This is a genomic window from Mesorhizobium carmichaelinearum, assembly GCF_900199455.1.
GTDB lineage: Bacteria > Pseudomonadota > Alphaproteobacteria > Rhizobiales > Rhizobiaceae > Mesorhizobium > Mesorhizobium carmichaelinearum.
In genome coordinates this window covers 289,824-302,730 of record NZ_FZQR01000006.1, presented here as the reverse complement: position 1 = coordinate 302,730, position 12,907 = coordinate 289,824, and the positions used below count along the sequence as shown (strand labels likewise).

General features: G+C 64.2%; 7 protein-coding genes. 4 read left to right on the top strand and 3 right to left on the bottom strand.

Annotated features, from left to right (window positions below; genetic code table 11):
- The first annotated feature begins 88 nt into the window (after positions 1 to 88).
- Positions 89 to 2,776 carry a DNA mismatch repair protein MutS gene (mutS, locus tag CKW40_RS16515; RefSeq protein ID WP_244571205.1) on the top strand — a complete coding sequence of 896 codons (2,688 nt, stop codon included), beginning with the start codon at positions 89 to 91 and terminating at the stop codon, positions 2,774 to 2,776.
- A 245-nt stretch (positions 2,777 to 3,021) separates the two neighbouring features.
- Here mutS and CKW40_RS16510 read toward each other — a convergent pair whose 3' ends face one another.
- The 3 genes from CKW40_RS16510 to CKW40_RS16500 all read right to left on the bottom strand — a co-directional run bounded on the left by CKW40_RS16510 (position 3,022) and on the right by CKW40_RS16500 (position 6,909).
- On the bottom strand, positions 3,022 to 3,867 hold the full coding sequence (locus CKW40_RS16510; RefSeq protein ID WP_095200935.1) for an aldo/keto reductase: 846 nt from the start codon (positions 3,865 to 3,867) through the stop codon (positions 3,022 to 3,024).
- Positions 3,868 to 3,956: 89 nt separating this feature from the next.
- Positions 3,957 to 4,346: a CopM family metallochaperone gene (gene copM, locus CKW40_RS16505; protein ID WP_095200934.1), complete on the bottom strand. Its 390-nt coding sequence runs from the start codon at positions 4,344 to 4,346 to the stop codon at positions 3,957 to 3,959.
- A 43-nt stretch (positions 4,347 to 4,389) separates the two neighbouring features.
- Positions 4,390 to 6,909 (bottom strand): heavy metal translocating P-type ATPase, encoded by a 2,520-nt coding sequence (locus tag CKW40_RS16500; protein WP_095200933.1) that lies wholly within the window; start codon positions 6,907 to 6,909, stop codon positions 4,390 to 4,392.
- 503 nt (positions 6,910 to 7,412) lie between these two features.
- On the opposite strand from CKW40_RS16500, the gene CKW40_RS16495 reads away from it, so the two are divergent.
- The 3 genes from CKW40_RS16495 (at position 7,413) to murJ (ending at position 12,755) form a co-directional block, all read left to right on the top strand.
- Positions 7,413 to 8,210, top strand: a complete 798-nt coding sequence (locus tag CKW40_RS16495; protein ID WP_095200932.1) for a glycosyltransferase family 25 protein — start codon at positions 7,413 to 7,415, stop codon at positions 8,208 to 8,210.
- Positions 8,211 to 8,299: 89 nt separating this feature from the next.
- Entirely contained in the window at positions 8,300 to 11,101 is a 2,802-nt protein-coding gene (locus tag CKW40_RS16490) for a [protein-PII] uridylyltransferase (protein WP_095200931.1), read from the top strand.
- Between the two features lie 46 nt (positions 11,102 to 11,147).
- Positions 11,148 to 12,755, top strand: coding sequence for a murein biosynthesis integral membrane protein MurJ (murJ, locus tag CKW40_RS16485; RefSeq protein ID WP_095200930.1), 1,608 nt, complete (start codon positions 11,148 to 11,150; stop codon positions 12,753 to 12,755).
- Positions 12,756 to 12,907: the final 152 nt, after the last annotated feature.

Genomic DNA, 12,907 nt, shown 5'->3' with positions numbered 1-12,907 from the left:
GCGCCGGCATTAAACCGCGCGATCACATCTGCTAGCGTGCCCCGTCATGAACATGCACAGCCCGAACGAGCCCGACGCCCCCGAGGTGATGACGCCGCCACAGCCCGGCACGGCCGCAGTGACGCCCATGATGGAGCAGTTCATCGAGATCAAGGCGGCGAACCCGGATTCGCTGCTGTTCTACCGCATGGGCGATTTCTACGAGCTGTTCTTCGACGATGCCGAAAAGGCCAGCCGGGCGCTGGGCATTGTCCTGACCAAGCGCGGCAAGCACCAGGGCCACGACATTCCGATGTGCGGCGTGCCGGTGCATGCGGCCGACGACTATCTGCAGAAGCTGATCGGCCAGGGTTTCCGCGTTGCCGTCTGCGAGCAGATCGAGGATCCGGCCGAAGCCAAGAAACGCGGCTCCAAATCGGTGGTGCGCCGCGACGTCGTGCGGCTGGTGACGCCGGGCACCATCACCGAGGACAAATTGCTGGCGCCGTCGGAATCAAGTTTCCTGATGGCGCTGGGGCGGGTGAAGGGCGGCAGCGACCACAGCTTCGCAATTGCCTGGATCGATATTTCGACCGGCGCCTTCCGCGTTGCCGAGACCACCGCCGACCGGCTGCTGGCCGACATCTTCCGCGTCGATCCGCGCGAGCTGATCGTCGCCGAGCCGGTGTTTCATGATCCTGAGCTGCGGCCGGTGTTCGACATACTCGGCCGCGTCGCCAACCCGCAGCCGCCGTCGCTTTTCGATTCGGCCTCGGCCACGGGGCGCATCGCGCGCTTCTTCGACGTGGCGACACCGGACAGTTTCGGCACGTTTTCACGCGCCGAACTGTCGGCGATCTCGGGTGCCATCGCCTATGTCGAGAAGACGCAGAAGGCCGAGCGGCCGCCACTGTCGCGGCCGGAGCGCGAGGAGCAGGGCTCGACCCTGTTCATCGATCCGGCGACGCGTGGCAATCTCGAACTCTTGCGCACATTGTCCGGCAGCCGCGAGGGTTCGCTGTTCAAGGCGATCGACCGCACGGTGACCGGCGGCGGCGCCAGGCTGCTCGCCGACCGGCTGATGGCGCCGCTGACCGACCCGGCGGCGATCGGCGCGCGTCTCGACTCGGTGTCGTTCTTCCGCTCCGAAACCCGGCTGTGCCTGGCGGTGCGGACAAGCCTGAAAAGCGTCGCCGACATGCCGCGTGCGCTGTCCAGGCTGGCGCTCAACCGCGGCGGCCCGCGCGACCTCGGCGCGCTGCGCGCCGGCTTCGAGGCGGCCGGCGCCATCGCCGAAATCTTTGCAACGACCGCCCTGCCCCAGGAATTGGCGGATGCAATGGCCGCTATTCAAGCGCTGCCCCAGGCGCTTGCCCAACATCTGATGCAGGCGCTTGGCGAGGAACTGCCGCTGTTGAAGCGCGACGGCGGCTTCGTCCGGGGCGGCTACCACCCGGAACTCGACGAGATGCGGGCGCTGCGTGACGAATCGCGAAAAGTCATCGCCGGGCTGGAGCGCTCGCTGATCGAGGAGACCGGCATCCGCTCGCTGAAGATCCGGCACAACAATGTGCTGGGTTACTATATCGAGGTGACCGCCAACCACCATGCGGTGATGACCGGCAGCGATGGCGCCAAGGCGCGCTTCATCCATCGCCAGACCATGGCCAATGCCATGCGCTTTACCACGACCGAGCTTGCCGAACTCGAGACCAAGATCGCCAATGCCGCCGATCGGGCGCTCAGCATCGAACTGGCGGCCTTCGATGCGCTGACGACGGAAGCGGTCGGCGAGGCGGAAAAGATCCGTGCCGGCGCCGATGCACTGGCCGTGATCGACGTGTCGGCGGCGCTGGCGCTTTTGTCGGAAAGCGAGGCGTGGTGCCGGCCAGTGGTGGATTCGAGCCTTGCCTTCGAGATTTCAGGCGGCCGGCATCCTGTGGTCGAACAGGCGTTGCGCCGCTCGGGCGATGGCCCGTTCGTTGCCAATGACTGCGACCTCTCGCCGGAGGGGAGTGCCAAGAACGGCGCGATCTGGCTGCTGACCGGCCCGAATATGGGCGGTAAGTCGACGTTCCTGCGGCAAAACGCACTGATCGCCATCCTGGCCCAGACCGGCTCCTTCGTGCCGGCGGCATCGGCCCATATCGGCGTCGTCGACCGGCTGTTCTCGCGCGTCGGCGCTTCCGACGATCTGGCGCGCGGCCGTTCGACCTTCATGGTCGAGATGGTCGAGACGGCGGCGATCCTCAACCAGGCCGGCGAACGGGCGCTGGTGATCCTCGACGAGATCGGCCGCGGCACCGCTACGTTCGACGGCCTGTCGATCGCCTGGGCGGCGGTGGAGTATCTGCATGAGAAGAACCGCTGCCGGGCGATCTTTGCCACCCATTTCCACGAAATGACCTCGCTCGCCGGCAAGCTGGCGCGGCTCCACAACGTCACCATGCGGGTCAAGGAATGGGAAGGCGACGTCGTCTTCCTGCACGAGGTCGGCAAGGGTGCCGCCGACCGCTCCTATGGCGTGCAGGTGGCGCGGCTGGCCGGCCTGCCGGAAGCGGTGGTCGACCGGGCCAAACAAGTGCTGCACCAATTGGAGGAAGGCGAGGTTTCCGGCAAGACCAACCGGCTGGTCGACGACCTGCCGCTGTTTTCGGTGGCCATGAAGCGCGAAGCGCCAAAGCCGGTGAAGAACGACGCGCTCGGCGCCGCGCTGGGCGACATCAACCCAGACGAGATGACGCCAAGGGAGGCGCTGGAAGCGCTTTACCGGCTGAAGGGGCTAGCGGGAAAATAGTCTTGCCATCCGGGCGGCGGCGCCGAAACCGCCATCTCCCCCCCTCGTGGGGGAGATGTCCGGCAGGACAGAGGGGGGCGTCGTAGAGTGCTGACCTTGCTTAACTTGCCCTCTGATGGTGCTCGGCAGAGAATGGCGGGCAGGACAGGCGTTGTAAATAATTGATATGTTGGCGGGACAGCGCCCCCCTCTGCCCTATCGGGCATCTCCCCCACGAGGGGGGAGATTGGCAGCTTCACCGCTGATCAGATCATCTCCAGGCCGCGCTTGCGTGTCGGCGGCGGAAAGGCATGGTCGATATCGGCGATGTCCTGCGGCGTAAGCTTGATGCCGAGTGCGGCGACATTCTGACGGACATGCTCCTGGCTGCTGGCCTTTGGAATGGCGATGACGCCCTCCTGGTGCATCACCCAGGCCAAGGCGATTTGTGCAGAGGTCGCATTGTGGCGGGCGGCGACGGCTTCAAGCCTGGCGTTGCGCGCCAGCGCGCCCTGCTCGACCGGCGAATAGGCCATCAAGGGAATGCCGCGCTGCCGGCTCCAGGGCGCGAGATCGAATTCGAGGCCGCGTCGGACCAGATTGTAAAGCACCTGATTGGTCTGGACGTTGCCCCCATCGGGCAAACCGGCCAGGTCCTCCATCTCCTCGGTGTCGAAATTGCTGACGCCCCAATGGCGGATCTTGCCAGCCTTCTTCAAGGCCTCGAAGGCCTCGACCGTCTCCACCAACGGCACGCTGCCCGGCCAATGCAGGAGATAGAGGTCGATGCGGTCGGTGCGCAGGCGCTTGAGGCTGTTCTCGCAGGCGCGCAGTACGCCCGCGCGTGACGCGTTCGATGGCAGAACTTTCGAGACCACGAAGACCTCGGCGCGGCGCCCGGCAATGGCTTCGGCCACCACCTCCTCGGCGCCGCCGCTGGCATACATTTCGGCGGTGTCGATCAGCGTGATGCCAAGGTCGAGGCCGAGTTTGAGAGCCTTCACCTCATCGGCACGGAGGCGCGAATCCTCGCCCATCTTCCAGGTACCCTGGCTGAGCACAGCAATGGCTTCGCCAGAGGGCAGCGTGGTGGTTCTGATGACAGATGGCATGGCAGGCTCCGTTCGAGGCCGGATCGCATCACAGGGCGGGCGAGAAATCCAGAGGCGTTCTCACCCCAATCTCCGCGTCGCGAAAGGGCTCACTTCACCGGATGAGCGGCAAGCCAGGCCTGCATCTGCTTGATCTCGGCTTCCTGCGCGGCAATGACGCCTTCGGCAAGCTTGCGGATTTCCGGGTCCTTGCCATTGGCAAGCTCGACCTTGGCCATGTCGATGGCGCCCTGATGGTGCGGAATCATGCCGCGGACGAAGTCGACATCGGCATTGCCGGTGTATTTGACCATCATGTCCTTGTGCATCTTGTCCACCGCCTTCTTGTAGCCAATGGTGGCAGGGCTTTGCGCACCCATCGCCATGCCGGCCATGTCATGTTTCATCTCTTCGCTCTGCGCCGGAACGCTTTCGAGGAAGACGGCGAGCAGCATTCCAGCCGCCATCAGCAAAAGCACGAGTTTCTTGGCTAAGGTCATTCATGGTCTCCTGTTGCTTGGGTTTCGTATTTGGGGGTTTGGATCAGAGTTTCAACGTCCGCAGCCGCAATGCGTTGGCGATGACCGAAACCGAGGACAGGCTCATCGCCGCCGCCGCCAGCATCGGCGACAACAGCATGCCGGTGAGCGGATAGAGCACGCCGGCGGCGACCGGCACGCCAAGCACATTGTAGAGGAAGGCGAAGAACAGGTTCTGGCGGATGTTGCCGATCGTGGCCTGGGCAAGCGTACGGGCCCGCACGATGCCGTTAAGGTCGCCCTTAACCAGCGTGATGCCGGCGCTTTCGACCGCAACGTCGGCACCGGTGCCCATGGCGATGCCGACATCGGCGCTGGCCAGGGCCGGTGCGTCGTTGACGCCGTCGCCGGCCATGGCGACACCGGCGCCCCTGCCACGCAGTTCCTCGACGAGGGCCGCCTTTTGTTCCGGCAGCAGACCGGCGCGAACCTCGTCGATGCCGAGGCTTTTGGCGATTGCGTTCGCGGTGCGCTCATTGTCGCCGGTCGCCATGATGATCCTCAAGCCGCTGTCATGCAGCGCCTTGATCGCCTCGGCGGTGGTCGCCTTGACCGGATCGGCGACGGCGACGATGCCGGCCAGCCTTTTGTCGACGGCGACGAACATCGCCGTCTTGCCATCGCCCTGCAGTGCTTCGGCGCCGGCCGAGACGGCGGAGACATCGATGCCGAGATCGCGCATCATCGTGGCGTTGCCGAGTGCGACAGTCTTGCCCGACACCGTGCCGGATACACCCTTGCCGGTGACGGCCTCGAAATCGCTGGCTTCAGTGACGGTAATACCGCGCGCAGCAGCACCCTCGACGATGGCCTCGGCCAGCGGATGCTCCGAGCCCTTCTCCAGGCTCGCGGCGAGCCCCAGCAATTCGTCTTCGGAAAAGCCGTTTGCCACGACAACATTCGTCAGTTTCGGCCGGCCTTCGGTTAGCGTTCCGGTCTTGTCAACGATCAGCGTGTCGACGGAGGCGAAGCGTTCGAGCGCGGCGGCTTCCTTGATCAGCACGCCGGCATGCGCGCCGCGCCCGGTGGCGGTCATGATCGACATCGGCGTGGCAAGGCCGAGCGCACAGGGACAGGCGATGATCAGCACCGAGACCGCCGAGACGATGGCAAAGATCAGGCTGGGTTCGGGGCCGAAGATTGCCCAGGCAATGAACGCCGCGATGGCGACAAGGACGACGGCCGGGACAAAGTAGAAGGAGACGCGGTCGGCCAATCCCTGGATCGGCGCGCGCGAACGCTGTGCCTTGGCAACCAGTTCGACGATGCGTGCCAGCGTGGTCTCGGCGCCGATGCGTTCGGCGCGCATGATCAACGAACCTTGTCTGTTGAGCGTGCCGCCGGTCAGGGCGTCGCCTTCGGCCTTCTCGACCGGCAGCGGCTCGCCCGTGATCATGGATTCGTCGATGGAGGAGCGGCCTTCGAGCACGGTGCCGTCGACCGGCACGGCATCGCCGGGCCGAATGCGCAGGTGATCACCGGCCTTGACACTGTCCAGCGGCACGTCGGTCTCGGAACCGTCCTCGGCGATACGCCGCGCGGTCTTCGGCGCCAGATCGAGCAAGGCGCGGATCGCCGATCCGGTCTTTTCGCGGGCGCGCAATTCCAGCACCTGGCCGAGGAAGACCAGCGCGACAATGACGGCGGCAGCCTCGAAATAGACCGGCACCGCACCGCCATGGCCGCGGAACTGATGCGGGAAGATGTCGGGGAAGAGCGTGGCGAAGACGCTGTAGAGATAGGCCGCACCGACGCCCAGCGAGATCAGCGTCCACATGTTGGGGCTGCGGTTGAGGATCGATTCCCAGCCACGATGAAAGAAGGGAAAGGCGGCCCAAAGCACCACCGGGCTTGCCAGGAGCAGCTCGATCCAGACCTTTGTGCGATCATCGACAAGACTATCAAGCGACAGACCGACCATCGGCGCCATGGCGATGATCAAAAGCGGGATCGACAGGGCCGCGCTGACCCAGAGCCGCCTGGTGAAGTCGACCAGCTCGGGATTTGGCCCCTCATCTCCTGATGGCACGCCCATCGGCTCCAGCGCCATGCCACAGATCGGGCAGGAGCCAGGCTTGTCGCGGATGATCTCCGGATGCATCGGGCAGGTGTATTGCGTGCCCTTGGGCGCCGGCTGCGGCGCCGGCCTGTCACCGAGATAGGTTTGCGGGGCCGCCTCGAATTTCGCCTTGCAGCCGGCGGAACAGAAATAGAGGGCCTGGCCTTCATGGCGGACGAAGTGCCTGGCCGTGGCGCGGTCGACGCTCATGCCGCAAACGGGGTCGGTGGCCGTCATGTATTTTTCCGGCTCGGCCTGGAATTTCGAGCGGCAACCTTCACTGCAGAAATGATAGAGGCGACCGCCATGCTCCGATGTCGGCTTGCCAGCGGTCGGATCCACGGTCATGCCGCAGACCGGATCGCGCAGAACGGCCGCCGCATCCACACCTTTCGGCGCGCAACAGCTGCCATGCGCACCATGTGCATGGTGGTCGCCGTGGTGATCATGGTCCGGATGCGTCATGCCAAAATGCCTCTGTGCCTCTGTCTGGTGCGGAGGTAGTGCTTCCAGTAACTGGAAGGTCAAGGGCTGTTCCGATTTTTCGCATTTGGGGCCCCGACCGGGCTGTTCGCCCAGAAAGAGCTCAGATTCCGTAGCGCAGGACCTGATACCCGGCGCGCCCGCAAACGCGTATGGACATCCGTGAAAACCAGCTTATCCGACACTCACGGTCGGAACTGCTCGAGCTAGCGAGGGAAATCCTGGGCTCCGGACGAATTCCGTCTTGCCGCCGGTGACCTTGAATAGAGAATTCCCCCTGCCGCCCGCAGCATGTAATCCCCCGGTAATCCTGGGAAGATGGCTGGGTTTAAAAGCTTGTCTTTCTGATTGTGGCATAATATCCACTTCTGAGACGCTCAACAAACCACAACGTCACCTGTGCTAGAAGGCTCCTGCGGTGCTTGGCGATTCCTGTGAACGTTACGATTTCGCACAAGAAGTTTTCGTACAAAATAGCTCGAAAAATGAAGCGCCTGGTTATTAATCTCGATCGATCTCCCCACCGGCTTGCCCATATGACAGCCGAGTTCGCCCGTATTGGCATCGGATTCGAGCGGGTCGCGGCAATCGATAGCAAGGAACATCCCGAGCTGGTGCTGCAACCACAGCACGCGATACACGCCAACCGGCCGCTTTCCGGCAGCGAAATCGCCTGCCTGCATAGCCATCGTGCCTGCTGGACGATCATTGCCCAGGACGACGCTCCCTACGGCGCTGTGTTTGAGGACGATATGGTCTTCTCCAGCAAGGCCGGTATGTTGTTGGGTGATACGGACTGGGTGCCGGCAGACGCGGATGTCGTGAAGCTCGAGACGTTTTTCTCCAGAACCGTGATCGAGAGGCGAAAGATTGCCGCCGGACACGGTTTTTCCATGGTCCGGCTTCGCAAGGGCCATCCGGGGGCTGGAGGCTATCTCCTCTCGCGGCAAACGGCACGCGACTTTCTGGAGGCAACGGCGCAGGTCAACATAGCTGTCGATGATCTCATCTTTAACCCCATCATGTCAGCCGGCAAGACCATCTACCAACTTGTTCCGGCGCTCTGCGCGCAGGACCAGTTCGTTGCCGACAGGCTGCCAAGCCTGCTTGACCAGGAACGCGATGCCGCGCGGACCGCGAGCGGCCTTATGACAAGGCAAAGGAAGCCGATAGCCGTGAGAATCAGCAGAGAGGCCAGGCGAACCATGGGGTGGATCGCTGACTTCTGCAGATTCCGGCAACGGATCGTCGTACCGCTCGACCCGACCGAGGCAACGGACTAGGTCGTTTACCGGCTGTCGGCAGGCCCCATACCCAGCGCCGCGAAAACGCGCTATAGACGCCGCCCAAAAGGCAAGGCCAACCGGTACCTATGGCGAAAATCTCCCTGAAGCTCGATGAACTGATCGACGGCGAAGCCTTGCGCCGCGAAATGACCGCGCTGACGACGGCCACAGCCGGCGACGGTTCCGGAGCGGCTGCCCGCGCCGGCGTTCTGCAGCTTCTCAAGGCCCGGCTTGCCGAGGGCCGAAAGATCGCCGAAGCCATGCTGAAAGAGGATGGCGGCGGCAATGCCTGTGCCGAGCGGCTGTCGCACCTCATGGACGAGTTGATCCGGGCGCTCTACGATTTCGCGGCGACGCATGTCTACCGGGTGAAGAACCGTTCGTCGGCCGAACGCATGGCCGTCGTGGCGGTCGGCGGCTATGGCCGCGGCACGCTGGCGCCAGGATCCGACATCGATCTTCTGTTCCTCTTGCCCTACAAGCAGACGCCGTGGGGCGAGCAGACCGTCGAATACATGCTCTACATGCTGTGGGATCTGGGCTTGAAGGTCGGCCACGCCACCCGCAACATCGATGAGTGCCTGCGGCTGTCGCGCACCGACATCACCATCCGGACCTCGATCCTGGAAGCGCGCTTCCTGTGGGGCGAACGCAAGCTCTATGACGAGCTGATGCTGCGCTTCGACCACGAGGTGGTGCGCACGACCGGGCCGGAATATGTGCAGGCCAAGCTCGCCGAACGCGACGACCGCCACGCCAAGGCCGGCGAAAGCCGCTATCTGGTCGAGCCCAACGTCAAGGACGGCAAGGGCGGCCTGCGCGACCTGCAGACGCTGTTCTGGATCGGCAAGTACTTCTACCGGGTGCGTACCGGCGAGGAATTGGTCGAGAAGGGCGTCTTCACCGAAGCCGAGTACCGCGAGTTCCAGAAGGCCGAAGACTTCCTGTGGGCGGTGCGCTGCCACATGCATTTCCTCACCGGCAAGGCCGAGGAGCGGCTGCATTTCGACATCCAGCGCGAGATCGCCGAGCGGCTGGGGTACACCACCCATCCCGGCCTGTCGGCGGTCGAACGCTTCATGAAGCACTACTTCCTCGTCGCCAAGGATGTCGGCGACCTGACCCGCATCTTCTGCGCCGCGCTCGAGGAGGAACAGGCCAAGCACGTACCTGGCTTCAACCGCATCTTCCTCACCTTCCAGCGCCGCAAGCGCAAGCTCGCCGGCACTTCCGATTTCATTGTCGACAACCACCGCATCAACATCGCCGACGACCAGGTGTTCGAGCGCGATCCCGTCAATCTTTTGAGACTGTTCTGGTTCGCCGACAAGCACGGGCTGGAATTCCATCCCGATGCGCTGAAACTGCTCACCCGCTCGCTCGGCCTGGTCAACAAGTCGCTGCGGCGCGACGAGGAGGCCAACCGGCTGTTCCTCGACATATTGACCTCGGACCGCAATGCCGAGCTCAATCTGCGGCGCATGAACGAGGCCGGGCTGCTGGGGCGGCTGATCCCCGATTTCGGCAAGATCGTCGCCATGATGCAGTTCTCGATGTACCACCACTATACGGTCGACGAGCACCTGATCCGCTGCATCGGCGTGCTGGCAGAGATCGAACGCGGCGACGGCGAGAAGGTGCATCCGCTGTCGCATTCGCTGATGCCGGGCCTGAAGAAGAGCCGCGAGGCGCTCTACGTCGCCGTCTTGCTGCACGACATCGCCAAGGGCAGGCCGGAAGACCATTCCGAGGCTGGCGCCCGCATCGCACGGCGCATTTGTCCGCATATGGGGCTGTCGGCCGCCGACACGGAAACCGTCGCCTGGCTGGTCGAAAACCACCTCGTCATGTCGATGACGGCGCAGACCCGCGACCTCAACGACCGCAAGACGATCGAGGATTTCGCCGCGATCGTGCAGTCGGTCGAGCGGCTGAAGATGCTTTTGATCCTCACCGTCTGCGACATCAGGGGTGTCGGACCAGGTGTTTGGAACGGCTGGAAAGGCCAGCTGCTGCGCACGCTCTATTACGAGACCGAGCTGCTTCTGACCGGCGGCTTCTCGGAAGTGTCGCGCGCGCAGCGCACGGCGGCGGCGCGCGAACGCCTGGCCGAGGCGCTCGCCGACTGGCCCGACAAGGCCCGCAAACGCTATGTCGCGCTGCATTACGAGAACTATCTGCTGGCCGTCGACCTGCCGGACCAGATTCGCCACGCCGAATTCATCCGCGAGGCGGACGCGGCCGGCAACAAGCTCGCGACCATGGTCAAGACCCATCAGTTCGAGGCGGTGACCGAGATCACCGTTTTGGCGCAGGACCATCCCCGTCTTCTCTCGGTCATTGCCGGAGCCTGCGCCGGCGCCGGCGGCAACATCGTCGACGCGCAGATTTTCACCACCTCGGATGGCCGCGCGCTGGACACGATCCTGATCTCGCGGGAATTCGACCGTGACGAGGACGAGCGCCGTCGTGCCGAGCGCGTCGGCCGGCTGATCGAAGACGTGCTGTCGGGCAAGAGCTGGCTGCCGGAGATGATCGAGAAACGCACCAAGCCGCGGCGCGGCGCCAAGGTGTTCAAGATCCCGCCGCGCGCCGAGATTCGCAACACGCTGTCGAACCGGTTCTCGGTCATCGAGGTCGAAGGGCTCGACCGCCCGGGCCTGCTGTCGGAGATCACCGGCACGCTGTCCGACCTGTCGCTCGACATCGCCTCGGCGCACATCACCACGTTCGGCGAGAAGGTCATCGACACCTTCTATGTCACCGACCTCACCGGCCAGAAGATCGACAACCCGGCTCGTATAGCCACCATCCGCAACCGGCTGATGGCGACGCTCGAAGGCATCACGCCCGAGCGCAATGGCAAGGCCAAGGCGGCCGCCGAGTGACTGCCATCCTCACTTTGTCCCCATCCCACAGGCAGTCTTCGAACGCATGAGCCTCGTCAAGAAATTCGCTACCGTCGCTTCCGGCACGCTGATGAGCCGCGCGCTCGGTTTTGGCCGAGAGATGCTGATGGCGGCAGCGCTCGGCACCGGACCGGTGGCTGACGCCTTCAACGCCGCCTTCCAGTTCCCCAACACCTTTCGCCGGCTGTTCGCCGAAGGCGCCTTCAACGCCGCTTTCGTGCCGCTGTTTGCCAAGGAGATCGAAACGCATGGCACCGACGGCGCCAAGCGCTTCTCGGAGGAAGTGTTCGGCGTGCTGTTCTCGGCGCTGCTGGCGCTGACCATCGCCATGGAACTGGCGATGCCGCTGATCGTGCGCTACCTGGTGGCGCCGGGCTTTGCGGATACGCCGGGCAAGTTCGAGACGACCGTCCTGCTGGCGACGATCATGTTTCCGTATCTGATCTGCATGTCGCTCGCCGCCATGATGGCGGGCATGCTGAATTCACTGCGCCGCTATTTCGCGGCGGCCATCGCACCGGCTTTCCTCAACATCATCCTGATCAGCGTGCTTGGCTATGCCTGGTATCATGGGTTGGATGCCCGTGCTGTCGGCTTCAGCCTGTCCTGGGGCGTGCTGGCGGCGGGGCTCGTGCAACTCGCCATCGTCTGGATGGCGGTCCGCAACGCCGGCATCGCGATCGGCTTCCGCCGGCCGAAGATGACGCCGAACGTCAAGCGCCTGCTGATCCTGGCGCTGCCGGCGGCGATCACCGGCGGCATCACCCAGATCAACCAGCTGATCGGCACGGCGATCGCGTCGGCGCAGGACAGTGCGGTGTCCTCGCTCGCCTATGCCGACCGCGTCTATCAGCTGCCGCTCGGTGTCGTCGGTGTGGCGGTGGCGATCGTGCTGTTGCCGGAACTGTCGCGGGCGCTGAAATCAGGCAATCTCATCGAGGCTGCCAATCTGCAGAACCGCTCCGTCGAGTTCACCCTGTTCATGACTTTGCCGGCAGCGGCGGCGCTATGGGTGATGGCGGAGCCGATCGTTCGGCTGGTCTATGAGCGCGGCGCGTTCGCCGCCAACCATTCGACGCCGACGGTGGCGGCGATCCTGGCGATCTTCGGGCTCGGCCTGCCGGCCTTCGTGCTGATCAAGGCCTTCACCCCCGGCTATTTCGCCCGCGAGGATACGCGCACGCCAATGATCTTCGCCGCCATCTCGGTGGCGGTGAACGTCGCCACCGCGCTGACGCTGTTTCCCAGGATGGGCGCACCCGGCATTGCGGTCGCCTCGGCCGTGGCCGGCTGGGTCAACGCGCTGATGCTGCTTGCCGTCCTGATCCGGCGCGGCCATTGGGGCCGCGACGTGCCGCTCCTGAAGCGCATTCCCCGGCTGGTGCTGTCGGCAGCGGTGATGGCGGTGGCCCTGTATTTCGCCGAGCATTGGCTGGCCGTCAGGCTCGGCCCCGGCTCGCCGCTGGTCGTCAAGGCGACGACACTGCTGACTCTCGTGGCCGGCGGGGCGCTGCTCTACTTCATCACCGCCTTTGCCACCGGCGGCGCCGATTTCGGCATGATCCGGCGCAATGTGAAGCGGGGATTGGGCAAAGCAGCACCACCGGTCGCAAAGACCGAACTGGACGAATAGACCAGGCAAGCCGACGGCAACAGCGGTCTTGATCGTAGCGTCGTGTTCGTTCATAAGCGCGCCGTCGCAAGACTTTCGCCGCGCGCGGTTTCCAGCCGCATGATTGGCTCCAAAAAGTCTGCAACTTTTTGGAATCATGCTTATACGGCCCT

What these genes read in the sequence shown, in the direction of transcription:
- CKW40_RS16495 (WP_095200932.1), top strand. Translation starts at nt 7,413, where the DNA reads ATGAAGCGCCTGGTTATTAATCTCGATCGATCTCCCCACCGGCTTGCC.
- mutS (WP_244571205.1), top strand. Translation starts at nt 89, where the DNA reads ATGACGCCGCCACAGCCCGGCACGGCCGCAGTGACGCCCATGATGGAG.
- CKW40_RS16490 (WP_095200931.1), top strand. Translation starts at nt 8,300, where the DNA reads ATGGCGAAAATCTCCCTGAAGCTCGATGAACTGATCGACGGCGAAGCC.
- murJ (WP_095200930.1), top strand. Translation starts at nt 11,148, where the DNA reads ATGAGCCTCGTCAAGAAATTCGCTACCGTCGCTTCCGGCACGCTGATG.
- CKW40_RS16500 (WP_095200933.1), bottom strand. Translation starts at nt 6,909, where the DNA reads ATGACGCATCCGGACCATGATCACCACGGCGACCACCATGCACATGGT.
- copM (WP_095200934.1), bottom strand. Translation starts at nt 4,346, where the DNA reads ATGACCTTAGCCAAGAAACTCGTGCTTTTGCTGATGGCGGCTGGAATG.
- CKW40_RS16510 (WP_095200935.1), bottom strand. Translation starts at nt 3,867, where the DNA reads ATGCCATCTGTCATCAGAACCACCACGCTGCCCTCTGGCGAAGCCATT.